This is a genomic window from Vibrio sp. GJ43-1 (assembly GCF_055808835.1).
Window position 1 is genome coordinate 322,563 of the sequence record NZ_CM147884.1, and the last position, 16,816, is coordinate 339,378.

The window sequence follows — 16,816 nt, forward strand, 5'->3', positions numbered from 1 at the left end:
GCACCTCGTTGCGGATATTTAGGCGATTTTCTTACAAATTACCTAAATATCGTACGAGGTGTATTTTATGCAGGGAAGGGACTAATAGAGCTCTTTTAGTTTTCGGGTGAGTGTATTCCTACCCCAACCTAATACCTTAGCCGCATCTTGTTTATGACCGTTTGTATGGTTAAGCGCGGCTTCCAGTAGAATTCGTTCAAACTGTGGCAGTGATTTATTGAGAATTTCAGACTCGCCGGATTCTAACGCCCCTTTTGCCCAATTTGACAGCAGGTGTTGCCAGTCACCGTGTTCTGTCTCGGCGAATTTTTTTGGTTCATCAAGCAGCTCCGGGGGCAGATCGCTTGGCAGAATTTCACTGCCACTCGCCATTACCGTCAGCCAACGGCAGGTGTTCTCAAGCTGCCTGACATTCCCCGGCCATTCGAGCTTGTTGAGAATATCGACTGTGTCTGAGCTTAATGACTTACATTCGACAGCCAGTTCTTCAGCGGCGAGTGACAAAAAGTGGTAGGTGAGTTTTTCTATGTCTTGTTTACGCTCACGCAATGCGGGTATGTGTATTCGTATGACGTTAAGACGGTGATATAAGTCTTCACGAAATTCACCGTTAGTCACAAGCTTTTCAAGATGCTGATGGGTGGCGGCGACAATACGAACATCTACTTTTACCGCCGAGTGACCGCCTACTCGATAAAATTGCCCATCGGCGAGCACACGAAGTAAACGAGTTTGAATATCAAGCGGCATATCGCCAATTTCATCTAAAAATAGGGTGCCACCATTCGCTTGTTCAAAGCGCCCTTGGCGTACGCTATTTGCCCCAGTAAACGCGCCTTTCTCATGGCCAAATAATTCGGACTCAATGAGGTCTTTGGGTATCGCCGCCATGTTGAGAGCAATGAAAGGTTTGCTCGCGCGTGGACTGTGACGGTGTAGGGCGTGAGCAACCAGTTCTTTACCCGTGCCCGATTCACCATTAATCAGTACAGAGATGGAGGAGCGCGATAGTCGACCAATAGCACGAAATACTTCTTGCATTGCCTAGGCGCTTCACCGATGATCTCAGGCGCTTCAGTCGCAATGACTTCATCAGCCGTTAACGAACTTTTCTGTTCTTGACTATGCGCAATCGCTCGCTCGACGAGAGTCAGTGTTTCATCAATATCAAATGGTTTTGGTAAATACTCGAATGCGCCTTTTTGGTAGGCATTGACCGCGGCGTCTAAGTCTGAGTGCGCGGTCATGATAATGACGGGAAGATCAGGCGCTCTTTTTTGGACTTGATTTAACAGTTCGATGCCATCCATCCCCGGCATGCGAATGTCTGACACTAAAACATCAGGTACTTCTCTTTCGAGCGCCATTAACACACTTTCTGCGTCTGCGAAGGTTTCGCATTTTATATTTGCTGACGATAGGGTTTTGTCGATCACCCATCGTATTGAGCTGTCGTCATCGACGACCCATACATATCCTTTACTCATAGCCAAACGTCCTTACAGCAAGCCTAATCATCACGCTAGATAGGCAAATAAATAGTAAAAATGGTACGACCGGGCCAACTTTCTACGTCTATTTTTCCATTGTGTTGGTCGATCAAGTTTTGTGAAATTGAGAGTCCGAGCCCGGTGCCACCTTCGCGTCCGCTGACCATGGGATAAAATAAGGTATCTTGTAAATCGGCAGGAATACCGGGGCCGTTATCGATGATTTCAATACGAGCCGCCAGCTTGTGCCTTTGACCATGGATATTGGCCTGATGAACCGTGCGGGTGCGCAATGTGATTTTTGCATTATCTTGTTGCGCGAGGATCTGCGCGGCATTACTGGTAATGTTTAATAGCGCCTGTTCAATTTGGTCAGTATCCATGAGGATTGGTGGTAGGCTTGGATCATAGTCACGCTCAATACAGAGTTGAGTGCCTGCTTCTAATTCGACCAGTTGGCGCACCTTCTCTAAAATCAGGTGTAAGTTTTCTTCTTTTTTTGTTCCTGGCTTTTGTGGACCTAGTAGGCGATCCACTAAAGCTCTGAGTCTATCGGCTTGCTCAATAATAATGCTGGTGTATTCATTGAGGTTCGGGTCGGGCAACATTTTAGATAAGAGTTGTGCGGCTCCGCGTAACCCGCCAAGAGGGTTCTTTATTTCGTGTGCCAAACCTCGCACTAATAGTTTGGCAGCTTGTTGCTGAGCATGCTGATTCAGTTCCTGAGTGAGACGTTTTTGTTGACCAATCTTGCGCATTTCAATCAACAGCATTAGTTCTTTATTCCAAGACATCGGACTCACGGTCACCTCTAGAAGCAAGGGTTTACCATCAACAACAAAGGTGACATCACTGTCGGTAATACTTTGTCCACTTTGCAGCGGTTGAGTGAGAAGGGCTAAATCTAAAGATGCGTGCTGTATAAATTGAGAAAGGTGCGAATCCACCAAGCGTTTAGAGCTTTGAGCAAAAAGTTGCTCCGCTGCGGGATTAGCGTAGCGAACCGTTAGAGACTCATCCAACATGAGTGTTGCTGTCACGACATTATTTAATATGGCGTTAGTCAGTTCGTTATTTGGCACTCGCTTCCCTTACTCTGCTCGTTATTGGTGCACTGCACATGTTTGAATGTTACCAAGCACCAAAATGGTGCAACTGGTCATTCAAGTATGGCGCAATTTGTCAGCGAGTAAAGCGAGAACGCCGTCGGTATTGCTATTGCACCGTCGTGCGATGTAAATGCACAGTGATAGTATCGGATGATGCAATAACCTTGCCGTTTTTTTGAACTTGAATCATTAGCGTATGTGTACCACGGTCGACATACTTTAATGACCAGTAAGGGTTGGTCTTTGGCGCGCCGTAAGGCTTGCCGTCGAGTAATAATTGCAGTTTGTCGTCGATCGCCAGTGGACGGCTAATATCACCCGTGACTTCAATAAACCCTGGATTACTGCGAACGGTTGAGTCATGTGCAGGAGAAGTGATGCGGATGCTGAGAGCTTGAGGTTTAGCCTTTTGATGGTTGTCTCCAGCAAAAGGGAGATATTCACGGTCTTTAGTGCCTTCGACGTGAGTGATCTCAGGAGACGGTGGCGTCATATTGGGCATGTTGACTCGTTGGGCATTGGGGTGATCGGGTGTATCGCTAAAGTGCAGGACGCCTTGTTTATCGGTCCAGACAAACACATCAATACTGCTGCTGGCGTGTGAGAAAAGACTGATCAGTAATACTAACCAAAGGCCCTTCATATGATGATCTCCTACATGGTTTATGGGGATAGCGGAATTCATTCATAGGGTAGCGTGACTGGGTCTTTGACTGGATAAAAAAAAGCTCGCCTGCGAGGCGAGCTTTATTAATGATTGCAAGACTGCAACTTACAGCCGGAATTCGAATTATACAGAGTAGTAAAGTTCGAACTCTAGTGGGTGCGTTGTCATGTTGATCAGTTCAACATCTTTTGATTTCAGGTCGATGTAAGAATCGATGAAGTCATCAGAGAATACGCCGCCAGCTGTTAAGAACTCACGGTCTGCATCTAGAGCTTTAAGCGCCACTTCTAGAGATTCAGCAACGGTTGGGATTTCTGCTGCTTCTTCTGCTGGAAGGTCGTAAAGATCTTTATCCATTGCTTCGCCTGGGTGAATCTTGTTCTTGATTCCGTCAAGGCCAGCCATCAGCATTGCTGAGTAGCATAGGTACGGGTTCGCTGCTGGGTCACCAAAACGTAGCTCGATACGACGTGCTTTAGGGCTTGGTACCACAGGGATACGGATAGAAGCAGAACGGTTACGTGCAGAGTATGCAAGCATTACTGGAGCTTCGAATCCAGGTACAAGACGCTTGTACGAGTTTGTTGATGGGTTAGCAAACGCGTTGATTGCACGAGCGTGTTTGATGATACCGCCAATGTAGTAGATAGCCATCTCAGATAGGCCGCCGTACTTGTCACCAGCAAATAAGTTAACACCGTCTTTAGCAAGAGATTGGTGAACGTGCATACCAGAGCCGTTATCGCCAACCAGTGGTTTCGGCATGAAGGTTGCTGTTTTACCAAATGCATGAGCAACGTTATGAACCACGTACTTATAGATTTGAGTTTCATCCGCTTTCGCTGTTAGCGTGTTGAAGCGAGTTGCGATTTCGTTTTGACCCGCTGTTGCTACTTCATGGTGGTGAGCTTCAACAACAAGCCCCATCTCTTCCATGACTAGACACATTGCTGAACGGATATCTTGAGACGAATCAACAGGAGCAACTGGGAAGTAACCACCTTTAACGCCTGGACGGTGACCTTTGTTACCACCTTCGAAATCAGAACCTGTGTTCCAAGCTGCTTCGATGTCATCAATCTTGAAGAAAGAACCTGACATGTCAGTATTGAATTTCACGTCATCGAAAAGGAAGAATTCTGGCTCAGGACCAACAAGAACAGTATCTGCAATACCCGTTGCGCGTAGGTATTCTTCAGAACGTTTTGCGATAGAGCGTGGATCACGATCGTAGCCTTGCATTGTTGCAGGCTCAAGGATGTCACAACGGATGTTCAACGTTGAATCTTCTGTGAATGGGTCAAGAACTGCGCTTGCTGCGTCAGGCATCATGACCATGTCTGATTCGTTGATACCCTTCCAACCAGCAACAGATGAACCATCGAACATTTTACCTTCTTCAAAGAAGTCAGCGTCGATTTGGTGTGCAGGAATAGAGATGTGTTGCTCTTTACCTTTAGTATCAGTAAAGCGTAGGTCAACGAATTTCACTTCGTTTTCTTGGATCAGCGATAGAACATTTTCTACGGACATCTTGGATAACCTCCAGTGTTATTAATACGGTTTAATAGCTTCGATTTGAGTAATCGGCATTGATTAACGTCTGCTTAATGAAGTGCGTTAATCGATGCTGATTTCTATAAAGCTAAAACCGTGCCAAAAAATAAATCCTTTATTTTTCATTGGCTTGATTCTTTTGTGAACCAAATTGGTCCTTTCTGTGCACCAAAATGATCATTGTAAGCACTATTTTGGTGCAAAATTATTTTTTTGCACCAAGTTGAATCAAGCGCCCCTACATTCAGCATGGCTTTTGAATTGATGTCAACCTTAATCAAACGCTTAGCGCTGACAATACGAAGGAAGAGGGGCACAATTTTGCCAAGAAAAATGCTGAATTAGAAAAATTTCAACGAAGTTGATCACATATTTTTTGGGTCTAGCCTATTATCTGGTATATTATTGAGCGTTTTTGAAATCCAGCTAGCAGCAATCAAGCGGCAGCCTCTAATGAGTGAAAGAAAAACCCATGTCTACTCCACAGATTGATAAGTTAAGAAACATCGCGATCATCGCGCACGTTGACCACGGTAAAACTACCCTAGTTGATAAATTGCTACAGCAATCCGGTACTCTGGAATCTCGTGGTGAAGCAGAAGAACGCGTGATGGATTCGAACGATATCGAAAAAGAACGTGGTATTACCATTCTTGCTAAAAATACAGCGATCAACTGGAACGATTACCGTATTAATATCGTTGATACTCCTGGACACGCGGACTTCGGTGGTGAAGTTGAGCGTATTATGTCTATGGTTGACTCTGTATTGTTGATCGTTGACGCTGTTGACGGCCCAATGCCTCAAACGCGTTTCGTGACGCAAAAAGCTTTCGCTCACGGCCTTAAGCCAATTGTTGTTATCAACAAAATTGACCGCCCTGGCGCACGCCCTGATTGGGTTATGGACCAAATCTTTGATTTGTTCGACAACCTAGGTGCGACAGATGAGCAACTGGACTTCACTACGGTATACGCATCAGCACTTAACGGCTGGGCGACGATGGAAGAAGGCGTCACTGGCGAAAACATGGAACCATTGTTCCAAGCGGTTGTTGACACAGTAGATGCACCAGCTGTTGACCTAGATGGCCCACTTCAAATGCAAGTGTCTCAACTAGACTACAGTTCATATGTTGGTGTTATCGGTGTATGTCGTGTGACTCGTGGTAGCGTTAAGCCAAACCAACAAGTGTCTATCATCAATGCTGAAGGCAAGAAACGTAACGGTAAAGTCGGTACAGTTCTTGGTTACCTAGGTCTTGACCGCCATGAAGTTGATCAAGCAAATGCGGGTGATATTATTGCTATCACAGGTCTAGGCGAGCTTAAAATCTCAGACACTATCTGTGATGTGAACAATGTTGAAGCGATGACGCCACTGTCTGTTGATGAACCAACAGTAACAATGACATTCCAAGTAAACACTTCTCCGTTCGCGGGTAAAGAAGGTAAGTTCGTAACGTCACGTAACATTCTTGAGCGTCTAGAGAAAGAATTGGTACACAACGTTGCACTACGCGTTGAAGAAACAGATAACCCAGATCGTTTCCGTGTTTCAGGTCGTGGTGAGCTTCACCTTTCTATCCTGATCGAAAACATGCGTCGTGAAGGCTTCGAGCTAGCAGTATCTCGTCCAGAAGTTATCATCAAGAAAGATGAAGACGGCAACCTAACAGAACCATTTGAAACGGTAACGATTGATGTTCTAGAAGAGCACCAAGGCGGTATCATGGAAAATATCGGTCTACGTAAAGGTGAGCTGACAGATATGGCTCCAGATGGTAAAGGCCGTGTACGTATGGACTTTATGATGCCTTCTCGTGGTCTTATCGGTTTCCAAACTGAATTCCTAACACTGACATCAGGTTCAGGTCTTCTTTATCACTCATTTGATCACTACGGTCCACACAAAGGTGGCGTAATCGGTCAACGTAACAACGGCGTACTTATCTCTAACGCAACAGGTAAAGCTCTGACTTACGCATTGTTTAACCTACAAGAGCGTGGCCGTTTGTTTGCTGAGCACGCAGATGAAGTATACGAAGGTCAGATCATCGGTATTCATAACCGTTCAAACGACCTAACAGTAAACTGTCTGAAAGGTAAGCAACTAACTAACGTTCGTGCTTCTGGTACGGATGAAGCACAGGTTCTTTCGCCACCGATCAAGCACACACTAGAGCAAGCTCTAGAGTTTATTGATGAAGATGAACTAGTAGAAGTAACACCAGTTAGCATTCGTATTCGTAAGAAGCTTCTTACTGAAAACGAACGTAAACGTGCGGCTCGTCCAGCTAAGTAATTAGCCTCGACATCGCGAAAAAAGCCCTGCTAATGCAGGGCTTTTTCATGTCTGGTCATAATAGAATTAGGCGACATTGCTGCCACCTCGCGCTTAGAGTATTTGCTTCAACACCTTATCTGCGCTGACGCGAGTAATTTTCTTAATCAGTTTCTGTACTGGCTCTGGATAGTTTTCAATTTTTTCCAATTGCCTGTAAGTACAAATCAGCTGAGTATGTTGAAGGATATTCGCGACTTCTTTGTCAAACTTCTCCGTTAAGTGAGAATAATGATCTTGTATTAGGATCGCGTTTTCAAGATCCAGTTTCCAAGCACGTGGGTTAAGATTATTCCCCGTAATGAGCATATAGCGCTTGTCGACCCAAAGACCTTTAAGGTGGAAACTGTTGTCATCGTGTTTCCATAAATTGATGCTCAGATTACGACTAGCGATGTGCGCTTCATTCGCCTTGGCAAAGCGGCGAAGGTTCATTTCATACAGGTAAGGCAGCCCACCGATGGTTTTAAAGTCTTCTTCTGGTGAAATATAAAAATCATTTGCTGTCTTATCACCCACGACAATGGTCACTTTCACACCGCGCTTAAGCGCTCGCCTAATTTCTTTCGCGACGGGTTTTGGAAAATTAAAGTAAGGCGTACAAATGAAAATTTCATCTTTCGCCAACGCTAATAACTGCGTGATTCGATGATTGAGCTTGTTACGTCGCTTGCCAATCCCCACGAGTGGTGTCACAGATACTTGGTGTTCGTCAGCCGCTTCATTATCGAAGTGATATTGTGCCTGTGATAGCGAGGCTCGTAATTGGCGGATCTCTGCTTTAATGTCCTTTACGGTGGGTTTTGCTGATAAAGAAAGGTCATTAACCGCAGGGTTACTGATCATTTCATTTTGCACAAAGTCGACCATCGCGTTAGCCAGTTTAGCATTACCTAAAACATGGTAACGGTCAAAGCGATAGCGATCTTGGTAATTTAAATAGATATTATTGAGGCTAGCGCCGCTATAAATGACTTTATCATCAATGACAAAGCCTTTGAGGTGTAACACACCGAAGACTTCACGGCCGCGAACCGGGATACCGTAAATAGGAATACCATGTGTGTTCTTTTGACGAAACTCACGATACATGGTGGCATTGCCATCTGATTGAGCCGCGCCAATGAGCCCGCGCTGCGCTCGATGCCAGTCAACACAGACCGCGATATCCAGTTCAGGGTTGTTCTGCTTTGCTTGATACAGCTCGGACATTATTTCGCGTCCAGCATCATCGTCTTCAAGATAAAGTGCGACTAGGTAGATTCTTGATTGTGCCTCACGTATCGCTTGAATGAGATATTCACGATAGTCATTGGCCGAATACAAGACATCAAATTGGTTTGGATCTTGAGCCAAAGAGGGAAGCTGTTCAAACGAGTTCCTAAGAGCCATCATGTGGGAGACTTTACCTTTCTTAAGTGCAAAATTGCTAACCTAGAATTTTACCAAATTCTTATAGCGAATGGATAGTAAACCGTTGATAAGTTTAATTCGGATCAACGTATTGCATGGCAACCAGTGACTTTCCGCCTTGAATATAGCGTAAAAACAGCTGTTTTAGTGCGTTAGGGAGCGCATCTTTATCAATTGTCTGAAATCCATGCTGACAATAAAACGTTTCAAGATGTGCCAACGCAAAGCAAAAGTCTTGTTCCGCGAGCTCTTGTTGCACCAGATGCTGCATTAATTTATGTCCCACGCCTTGCAGACGATAGTCAGGTATCACCAACATTCCCGTCATTAAACGGCAGTTTTCAATGCTACGAAATCGCACCAGAGCGCACAGCTGACTGCCGACTTGAGCGGTGATAATGCGCTCATCGGATTTAGGCTTCGCTGCTGGATAGTGTGACTTATAGATTTTCTTTGCCAGCGGTAGCTTTATGGGAGCCAAAAGATCAAAATTTAACGTATCCATAGCCAATGCTTGCTCTGAAGGGATAGAATAGAGGAAGTGTAATCCATCAATGAATGCCCATGCAAACAGAACATAACGCTCAGTTAAGCCCGTTTCACACCTTCGCTATTTCGCAGACTTGTCAGCAATTGGTCACCGTGACCTCTGTCGACGATTTAGTGCAAGCCTATCAAGCCCCCGCATGGGCACACCTTCCTAAACTCATGCTGGGCAAAGGAAGTAATGTATTATTTACCGAGCATTTTGACGGGATAGTATTAGTTAATCAGCTCATGGGTATTAGCCACTCCAGTAGCGAGCAGCATCATCGCTTGCATATCATGCTGGTGGTGAAGATTGGCCAAAGCTGGTGGCGTGGTGTGTGGAGCAAGGTTATGCCGGGTTAGAGAACTTAGCGTTAATTCCTGGATGTGCAGGCAGTGCGCCAATCCAAAACATTGGTGCTTACGGGCTTGAATTTAAAGATGTTTGTGAGTATGTCGATTATCTTTGCTTAAACAGCTTTACAGTGAAGCGTTTACAGCAAAGTGACTGTGAATTTGGTTACCGAGATTCCATTTTTAAACAGGTGCTGCACAATAAAGCGATCGTTGTGGCAGTTGGCCTTAAATTGGAAAAGCGTTGGCAACCAAACTTGTCATATGGGCCGTTGCAGCGCCTTGACCCTAAGACCTGCACCCCGCGTGAGGTGTTTGACATTGTGGTGCAAGTTCGCCAAGACAAACTACCGGATCCAGCAAAAATCGGTAATGCGGGTAGCTTCTTCAAAAACCCTGTTGTTTGCGTTGAAAAGTATCAACATATTAAACAGCTGCATCCAGATCTTGTGGCTTATCCTTTTGAGGGGCAGATGAAGCTGGCAGCAGGGTGGTTGATTGATCAGTGTGGCTTAAAAGGCTGTAGCGTAGGAGGGGCAATGGTCCATCCAAATCAGGCTCTAGTGTTGGTGAATGCTAAGTGCGCAACTGCTCAAGACGTCACGTCGTTAGCAGCCATGGTTCGACAGCGAGTGATCGATAAATTTTCGGTTGAGTTGGAGCATGAAGTTCGCTTTATAGGGCGAACACATGAAATCACTCTCAAGGATTTGTTATGAAAGAGCATCAGGTAAAGCTTGCGATTCTACAACAATTGTCTGAAGGAGGGTTCCATTCAGGTGAAACCCTTGGTGAGTCACTTGGTGTTTCTCGAGCGGCAATTAGCAAACATATTCAGGGTATTCAGCAGTGGGGCGTGGATATTTTTCGCGTACAAGGCAAGGGCTACCAACTGGCTCAACCGATGGAGTTATTGAACGAAGCGCGATTAAGACAGACCTTAACCAGCCCCTTTGAGCTTATCCCAATAATTGACTCAACCAACCAGTATTTGCTGGATAAACAGCAAGCGTTGTCGTCCGGGCAGGTTTGCATCTCTGAGTATCAAGCGAAAGGGCGTGGTCGTCGTGGGCGAGAGTGGGTGTCTCCTTTTGGGGCCAATCTTTATTTATCGATGTATTGGCGACTCGAAGCGGGCATAGCTGCGGCGATGGGGCTGAGTCTTGTCGTTGGTGTCGCCATTGTCGAAGCGCTAGAAAGCCTAGGGATCGAGGGTGTTAAGCTAAAATGGCCAAATGACCTCTACCATAACGATCGCAAACTGGCTGGAATCTTAGTTGAAATGTCGGGTCAGGCGGGGGGCGCCGCAAACCTAGTTATTGGTATGGGCATGAACCTCAGAATGAGTCATCAAACGGAAGGGATCGGCCAGCCTTGGACGTCACTTAGCGATGTCGTGTCAACGCCGTTTAGTCGCAACGACCTCGTAGTCGCGTTTGTTAAAGCATGGCAGCAAGCATTAGAAGACTATGAGTTGAAAGGAATGCAAGGCTTTGTCGAGCGTTGGAATCGGCATGACAACTTCATGGGCAGAGAGGTTAAACTCATCATGGGGAGCAGAGAAATTAAAGGTAAGGTACGAGGAATCGACCCTACTCGGTGCGGTGTTATTGGAAACCGCTAATGGTATCGAACCTTTTATTGGTGGTGAAATCTCACTAAGACAAGCAGAGTAAGCTTCTTTGTGGTTCGTTTGTCGAGCAGGGCTTGACGTTGATTCAGCCCTGCCAATAATGCTAGAACCATAGAACCATAGAACCATAGAACCATAGAACCATAGAACCATAGAACCATAGAACCTATTTTCTCAAATACACCTTTTCCACACAGTGATTCGCGCCTTTTTCCAAAATCAGCTGCGCTCGTTCCCGTGTCGGCAGAATGTTTTGCACCAAATTCTTACCATTAATTGAGCGCCAAATGTTACTGGCCTTTTGCGCCGCTTCCGTTTCTGACAGCTGAGTGTAGTGGCTAAAGTAAGAGCCTGGTCGAGTAAACGCGCCATGGCGGAACTTCATAAAACGCTGCACGTACCAATGCTCAATTAATTCACTGTCGGCATCGACATAAAGCGAAAAGTCTAAAAAATCAGATAAGAATACTCGGTGTGGGTCATGTGGGTAGTCCATGCCGCTTTGTAGAACATTCAGCCCTTCAATAATGAGGACATCGGGCAAGTCCACCACCTTTTCCACGTCAGTGATGTCATAAGTAAGATGAGAGTATACTGGCGCGACTACGTCGCGTTTGCATGCTTTAACGTCAGAAACAAACTGAACCAATCGGCGCATATCGTAGGATTCAGGAAAGCCCTTTTTGGCCATTAGCCCTTTTTCCAACAGCACTTTGTTGGGATACAAAAAGCCATCTGTTGTAATCAGCTCCACTTTTGGATGATTTTCCCAGCGACTTAACAGCGCTTTAAGTAAACGTGCCGTGGTACTTTTCCCTACAGCAACACTGCCAGCAATGCCGATAATAAACGGCGGCATATGTTCATTTTGTCCGAGAAACTCTTGTAACACTGAGTTACGTCGCTGTCTTGCGGCAACATAGAGGTTAAGCAAGCGCGAAAGGGGTAAATACACGTCAGTGGCTTCGCGCATGGTGAGGTCTTCATTGATGCCTTGAAGTTCTTTCAAATCTTCTTCTGTCAGTGTCATAGGTACAGCATTTCTGCGTGCTGACCATTGCTCACGACTAAAGGACATAAAAGGGCTCATAACTCACCAAACATCAAGGTTTCCATATAAAGAGTGCTGAACATACCTCAAGCGACGAATAAATCAAATAAATCATGCAACAGAACACGCGGAATTGATGAAAATTCACGCAAAAAGGAGGTGAAAGAAAAGAATGTATAGGAAAAGCAATTTTTTTTTAAATTAACGGTTGCATCCACAGACTTCATTCAATAAAATGCGCTCCACTTATGCCGACTTAGCTCAGTAGGTAGAGCAACTGACTTGTAATCAGTAGGTCACCAGTTCGATTCCGGTAGTCGGCACCATTTTCTCCTTACCTAAGACGTAAGCAGATATTGAAAATGGATATAAGTATGGAGGGGTTCCCGAGTGGCCAAAGGGATCAGACTGTAAATCTGACGGCTCTGCCTTCGATGGTTCGAATCCATCTCCCTCCACCATATTCCTAAGGAAATAGCTCTTAGAGTTAACCTGTTGCGTGCATCGTATAATGGCTATTACCTCAGCCTTCCAAGCTGATGATGCGGGTTCGATTCCCGCTGCACGCTCCAACATTTCGAGCGCTGATATAGCTCAGTCGGTAGAGCGCACCCTTGGTAAGGGTGAGGTCCCCAGTTCAAATCTGGGTATCAGCACCAGCTCTCAAAGCAATTATTTCTTTTTGATATATACTTACTGCCAAACTATTTTGGTTGCGTGGTCATTTAAGCCACTTTAATCCGTACCTAGAGGGACAACTCATGTCTAAAGAAAAATTTGAACGTACGAAACCGCACGTAAACGTTGGTACTATCGGCCACGTTGACCACGGTAAAACAACTCTAACAGCTGCTATCTGTACTACACTTGCAAAAGTGTACGGCGGTGTTGCTAAAGACTTCGCATCTATCGATAACGCTCCAGAAGAGCGCGAGCGTGGTATCACAATCGCTACTTCTCACGTTGAGTACGATACTCCAGCGCGTCACTACGCACACGTTGACTGTCCAGGACACGCGGATTATGTTAAAAACATGATCACTGGTGCTGCACAAATGGATGGTGGTATCCTTGTTGTTGCTGCAACAGATGGCCCTATGCCTCAAACTCGTGAGCACATCCTACTAGGCCGTCAGGTTGGTATCCCTTACATCATCGTATTCATGAACAAATGTGACATGGTTGATGACGAAGAGCTACTAGAACTAGTAGAAATGGAAGTTCGTGAACTTCTTTCTGAGTACGAATTCCCAGGTGATGACCTACCAGTTATCCAAGGTTCTGCACTTGGCGCTCTAAACGGCGAGAAGCAGTGGGAAGACAAGATCGTTGAGCTTGCAGAAGCACTAGATTCTTACATCCCAGAACCAGAGCGTGCTGTTGACCAACCGTTCCTACTACCTATTGAAGATGTATTCTCAATCCAAGGTCGTGGTACTGTTGTTACTGGTCGTATCGAGCGCGGTATCCTACGCGTAGGTGACGAAGTAGAAATCGTTGGTATCAAAGAAACAACGACAACTACTTGTACTGGTGTTGAAATGTTCCGTAAACTGCTTGACGAAGGTCGTGCTGGTGAGAACGTTGGTGCACTTCTACGTGGTACTAAGCGTGATGACGTTGAACGTGGCCAAGTACTTGCTGCTAAAGGTTCTATCAACCCACACACTAAGTTCGAGTCTGAAGTATACGTACTTTCTAAAGACGAAGGCGGCCGTCATACTCCGTTCTTCAAAGGCTACCGTCCACAGTTCTACTTCCGTACAACTGACGTAACTGGTGATATCTCTCTACCAGAAGGCGTAGAAATGGTAATGCCTGGCGACAACATCCAAATGGTTGTTGAGCTAATCGCTCCAATCGCAATGGACGAAGGTCTACGTTTCGCTATCCGTGAAGGTGGCCGTACAGTAGGCGCTGGTGTTGTTGCTAAGATCTTTGCTTAATTTTTAGCAAAATCTTGACGAAGCACTAGTAAAAAGGGCATCATTTGATGCCCTTTTTATGCGCTACTATTTATAGAGGCGCAATATTCGCCAATTTGGTGAATAATTAAAGGATTTTGAAGGCTGAGGAAGTGTTTAAACACTTGCTGAGCTTTTTGTAGGGTGTTGGTTTGACTCATATTTCACCAGCACAAAGGAATAAGCCCTGCAGCAGCGGGGTTGTTGTCGTCTAATAAAGACTTGTCACAGGTTGGTTTTATGAAAGCAAACGCTGAAGCTCCTGAAAGCTCAAATGCAGCAGATGTAATGAAGTGGATTGTCGCTTTTGCTCTGTTGGCCGCCGCTGTTGTGGGTAATTACCTGTATGGAGAGCTTTCAGTAGTACTCCGTGCTGCAGGTGTCGTTGTATTGATTGCAGTAGCACTAGGTGTTGCCGCTACAACAACAAAAGGTAAAGCTGCGATTTTGTTTGCTCGTGAAGCGCGAGTAGAAGTGCGCAAAGTGGTATGGCCAACGCGCCAAGAAACGACGCAAACTACGTTAATCGTCCTAGCTGTAAGTGTTGTGATGGCACTAGCGCTATGGGGTATTGACGGCATTATGGTTCGCCTAGTGGCTTTAGTAACCGGGATATAGAGGGTCTTAATTCATGAGTGAAGCTCCGAAAAAACGCTGGTACGTTGTTCAAGCCTTCTCAGGTTTTGAAGGACGTGTGGCTCAGTCTCTTCGCGAACATATTAAAATGCACGCGATGGAAGACTACTTTGGCGAAGTGCTAGTACCAACTGAAGAAGTTGTGGAAATCCGCGCTGGTCAACGTCGTAAAAGTGAGCGTAAGTTCTTCCCAGGCTATGTTCTTGTTCAGATGTTGATGAACGATGAATCTTGGCACTTAGTGCGCAGTGTGCCACGTGTCATGGGCTTCATTGGTGGAACCTCTGACCGTCCTGCACCTATCACAGATAAAGAAGCGGATGCTATTCTTAACCGTTTAGAGAAAGCAAGTGAAGCACCTCGTCCAAGAACAATGTTCGAAGCGGGTGAAGTGGTACGTGTGAACGATGGTCCATTCGCAGACTTCAACGGTACCGTTGAAGAAGTGGATTACGACAAGAGCCGCATTAAAGTGTCTGTATCGATCTTTGGTCGTGCAACACCAGTTGAGCTTGAGTTTGGTCAAGTTGAAAAACTTGATTAAAAAAACACCTTTATAGGGTTGTTTAAGGCGCGAATTATGATTATAATTTCGCGCCTTTTTGCAGGTCTTGCTGCAAAAAGTATTTATTGAAAACTGGGGAGCTGATCGAATGGTTAGCGTCTGAACCCAAAAATTAGGAAATATCATGGCTAAGAAAGTTGAAGCTTATATCAAGTTGCAAGTTGCAGCAGGTATGGCGAACCCTAGTCCACCGGTTGGTCCTGCTCTAGGTCAACACGGTGTGAACATCATGGAATTCTGTAAAGCGTTTAACGCAAAAACAGAATCTGTTGAGAAAGGTCTACCGACTCCAGTAGTAATCACTGTTTACAGTGACCGCTCTTTCACATTCGTAACTAAAACTCCACCTGCTGCTGTTCTTCTTAAGAAAGCTGCTGGCGTTAAGTCTGGCTCTGGCCGTCCTAACACTGAAAAAGTGGGTACAGTTACAGATGCTCAAATCCAAGAAATCGCAGAAACTAAAGCTGCTGATATGACTGGTGCTGATATTGAAGCGATGAAGCGTTCTATTGCGGGTACTGCTCGTTCAATGGGCCTAGTGGTAGAGGGTTAAGATCATGGCAAAACTTACTAAGCGTATGCGCGTAATCCGCGACAAAGTTGAAGTAACTAAAGAATACGACATCAACGAAGCTGTAGCTCTTCTTAAAGAACTAGCAACAGCTAAATTCGTAGAGTCTGTAGACGTTGCTGTTAACCTAGGCATCGATGCTCGTAAATCTGACCAGAACGTACGTGGTGCAACTGTACTACCTCACGGTACTGGCCGCGAAATCCGCGTAGCAGTGTTCACTCAAGGTGCAAACGCTGAAGCAGCTAAAGCAGCTGGCGCAGACATCGTTGGTATGGAAGATCTTGCTGAGCAAGTGAAGAAGGGCGAAATGAACTTCGACGTAGTTGTTGCTTCTCCAGATGCAATGCGCGTTGTTGGTCAACTAGGTACTATCCTAGGTCCACGCGGCCTTATGCCAAACCCTAAAGTTGGTACTGTAACTCCTAACGTTGCTGAAGCGGTTAAGAACGCTAAAGCTGGTCAGGTTCGTTACCGTAACGACAAAAACGGCATCATCCACACTACAATCGGTAAAGTATCTTTCGAAGCTAACCAGCTTCAAGAGAACCTAGAGACTCTTCTAGTTGCTCTTAAGAAAGCTAAGCCGTCTTCAGCGAAAGGTGTTTTCCTGAAGAAAGTGAGCATCTCTACTACTATGGGTGCTGGCGTTACTGTGGATCAGGGTACCCTGAACACTCAAGCTTAATAGCCTAATCGCTTAAAAGCTTGCATAGGCGTAAAAATTATGTATAATTTTGCGCCTATCAAAATTTGTGGTTGAGGCTGATAATCCACTTGTGGAATGTCAGTCTCCGTCCAAGACCGTAGGCGTTCATTTTTCGATTTGAACTTAATTAAACCTACGTAGACGGTGCCCGACTTAAAGCGGGTTGATTTTTCGAAATCAATTGGCTTATGGGAATGCACCGTATTAGCTCTCGGCATCATTATG

General features: G+C 45.4%; 12 protein-coding genes, 4 tRNA genes and 3 pseudogenes. 12 read left to right on the forward strand and 7 right to left on the reverse strand.

Annotated features, from left to right (window positions below; all coding sequences use genetic code 11):
* Positions 1-81: 81 nt before the first annotated feature.
* The 4 genes and pseudogenes from glnG to glnA form a co-directional block, all read right to left on the reverse strand.
* Positions 82-1,487, reverse strand: a pseudogene (gene glnG / locus AC0L66_RS01655) (nitrogen regulation protein NR(I)).
* Between the two features lie 35 nt (positions 1,488-1,522).
* A complete protein-coding gene (gene glnL, locus AC0L66_RS01660) occupies positions 1,523-2,572 on the reverse strand; it encodes a nitrogen regulation protein NR(II) (protein WP_265676981.1) in 1,050 nt (349 codons plus the stop codon).
* A 133-nt stretch (positions 2,573-2,705) separates the two neighbouring features.
* Positions 2,706-3,242, reverse strand: a complete 537-nt coding sequence (locus AC0L66_RS01665; RefSeq protein ID WP_473568171.1) for a DUF4124 domain-containing protein — start codon at positions 3,240-3,242, stop codon at positions 2,706-2,708.
* Positions 3,243-3,389: 147 nt separating this feature from the next.
* Complete coding sequence (gene glnA, locus AC0L66_RS01670; RefSeq protein ID WP_265676983.1) at positions 3,390-4,799, reverse strand: glutamate--ammonia ligase; 1,410 nt, start codon at positions 4,797-4,799, stop codon at positions 3,390-3,392.
* Positions 4,800-5,295: 496 nt separating this feature from the next.
* Between glnA and typA the strand changes: the two genes are divergently transcribed.
* Positions 5,296-7,128 carry a translational GTPase TypA gene (gene typA / locus AC0L66_RS01675; protein WP_265676984.1) on the forward strand — a complete coding sequence of 611 codons (1,833 nt, stop codon included), beginning with the start codon at positions 5,296-5,298 and terminating at the stop codon, positions 7,126-7,128.
* 93 nt (positions 7,129-7,221) lie between these two features.
* On the opposite strand, the gene pssA is transcribed toward typA, so the two are convergent.
* Both pssA and AC0L66_RS01685 read right to left on the reverse strand, forming a co-directional pair.
* Positions 7,222-8,562, reverse strand: coding sequence for a CDP-diacylglycerol--serine O-phosphatidyltransferase (gene pssA, locus AC0L66_RS01680; protein ID WP_473568174.1), 1,341 nt, complete (start codon positions 8,560-8,562; stop codon positions 7,222-7,224).
* 91 nt (positions 8,563-8,653) lie between these two features.
* Positions 8,654-9,085 (reverse strand): GNAT family N-acetyltransferase, encoded by a 432-nt coding sequence (locus AC0L66_RS01685; RefSeq protein WP_265677941.1) that lies wholly within the window; start codon positions 9,083-9,085, stop codon positions 8,654-8,656.
* 59 nt (positions 9,086-9,144) lie between these two features.
* Between AC0L66_RS01685 and murB the strand changes: the two are divergent.
* Positions 9,145-10,181 (forward strand): annotated as a pseudogene (gene murB / locus AC0L66_RS01690) (UDP-N-acetylmuramate dehydrogenase).
* A pseudogene (birA, locus tag AC0L66_RS01695) lies at positions 10,178-11,138 on the forward strand (bifunctional biotin--[acetyl-CoA-carboxylase] ligase/biotin operon repressor BirA). The pseudogenes murB and birA overlap by 4 nt, the downstream one beginning before the upstream one ends.
* A 123-nt stretch (positions 11,139-11,261) precedes the next feature.
* Here birA and coaA read toward each other — a convergent pair.
* Positions 11,262-12,185, reverse strand: coding sequence for a type I pantothenate kinase (gene coaA / locus AC0L66_RS01700; protein WP_265677944.1), 924 nt, complete (start codon positions 12,183-12,185; stop codon positions 11,262-11,264).
* A 211-nt stretch (positions 12,186-12,396) separates the two neighbouring features.
* On the opposite strand from coaA, the gene AC0L66_RS01705 reads away from it, so the two are divergent.
* The 9 genes from AC0L66_RS01705 to rplA all read left to right on the forward strand — a co-directional run bounded on the left by AC0L66_RS01705 (position 12,397) and on the right by rplA (position 16,570).
* Positions 12,397-12,472 (forward strand) — tRNA-Thr (locus AC0L66_RS01705).
* A 50-nt stretch (positions 12,473-12,522) separates the two neighbouring features.
* Positions 12,523-12,607: transfer RNA gene (locus AC0L66_RS01710), tRNA-Tyr, on the forward strand.
* Positions 12,608-12,643: 36 nt separating this feature from the next.
* A tRNA-Gly gene (locus tag AC0L66_RS01715) sits at positions 12,644-12,718 on the forward strand.
* Between the two features lie 11 nt (positions 12,719-12,729).
* Positions 12,730-12,805: transfer RNA gene (locus AC0L66_RS01720), tRNA-Thr, on the forward strand.
* 102 nt (positions 12,806-12,907) lie between these two features.
* Positions 12,908-14,092: an elongation factor Tu gene (gene tuf / locus AC0L66_RS01725; RefSeq protein WP_473568175.1), complete on the forward strand. Its 1,185-nt coding sequence runs from the start codon at positions 12,908-12,910 to the stop codon at positions 14,090-14,092.
* Between the two features lie 258 nt (positions 14,093-14,350).
* Positions 14,351-14,728 (forward strand): preprotein translocase subunit SecE, encoded by a 378-nt coding sequence (gene secE, locus AC0L66_RS01730; RefSeq protein WP_265676573.1) that lies wholly within the window; start codon positions 14,351-14,353, stop codon positions 14,726-14,728.
* 13 nt (positions 14,729-14,741) lie between these two features.
* Positions 14,742-15,290: a transcription termination/antitermination protein NusG gene (gene nusG / locus AC0L66_RS01735; protein ID WP_250619767.1), complete on the forward strand. Its 549-nt coding sequence runs from the start codon at positions 14,742-14,744 to the stop codon at positions 15,288-15,290.
* Between the two features lie 145 nt (positions 15,291-15,435).
* Positions 15,436-15,864 (forward strand): 50S ribosomal protein L11, encoded by a 429-nt coding sequence (gene rplK, locus AC0L66_RS01740; protein ID WP_102471020.1) that lies wholly within the window; start codon positions 15,436-15,438, stop codon positions 15,862-15,864.
* A gap of 4 nt (positions 15,865-15,868) precedes the next feature.
* The gene (gene rplA / locus AC0L66_RS01745) at positions 15,869-16,570 is read left to right on the forward strand and encodes a 50S ribosomal protein L1 (protein WP_250619766.1); all 702 of its coding nucleotides are present in this window, start codon (positions 15,869-15,871) and stop codon (positions 16,568-16,570) included.
* Positions 16,571-16,816 lie beyond the last annotated feature (246 nt).

Excerpts from the sequence above, each read along its gene's own strand:
- tuf (WP_473568175.1), top strand. The coding sequence starts at position 12,908 with ATGTCTAAAGAAAAATTTGAACGTACGAAACCGCACGTAAACGTTGGT.
- coaA (WP_265677944.1), bottom strand. The coding sequence starts at position 12,185 with ATGAGCCCTTTTATGTCCTTTAGTCGTGAGCAATGGTCAGCACGCAGA.
- AC0L66_RS01685 (WP_265677941.1), bottom strand. The coding sequence starts at position 9,085 with ATGGATACGTTAAATTTTGATCTTTTGGCTCCCATAAAGCTACCGCTG.
- pssA (WP_473568174.1), bottom strand. The coding sequence starts at position 8,562 with ATGATGGCTCTTAGGAACTCGTTTGAACAGCTTCCCTCTTTGGCTCAA.
- nusG (WP_250619767.1), top strand. The coding sequence starts at position 14,742 with ATGAGTGAAGCTCCGAAAAAACGCTGGTACGTTGTTCAAGCCTTCTCA.
- rplK (WP_102471020.1), top strand. The coding sequence starts at position 15,436 with ATGGCTAAGAAAGTTGAAGCTTATATCAAGTTGCAAGTTGCAGCAGGT.
- rplA (WP_250619766.1), top strand. The coding sequence starts at position 15,869 with ATGGCAAAACTTACTAAGCGTATGCGCGTAATCCGCGACAAAGTTGAA.
- glnA (WP_265676983.1), bottom strand. The coding sequence starts at position 4,799 with ATGTCCGTAGAAAATGTTCTATCGCTGATCCAAGAAAACGAAGTGAAA.
- typA (WP_265676984.1), top strand. The coding sequence starts at position 5,296 with ATGTCTACTCCACAGATTGATAAGTTAAGAAACATCGCGATCATCGCG.
- AC0L66_RS01665 (WP_473568171.1), bottom strand. The coding sequence starts at position 3,242 with ATGAAGGGCCTTTGGTTAGTATTACTGATCAGTCTTTTCTCACACGCC.
- secE (WP_265676573.1), top strand. The coding sequence starts at position 14,351 with ATGAAAGCAAACGCTGAAGCTCCTGAAAGCTCAAATGCAGCAGATGTA.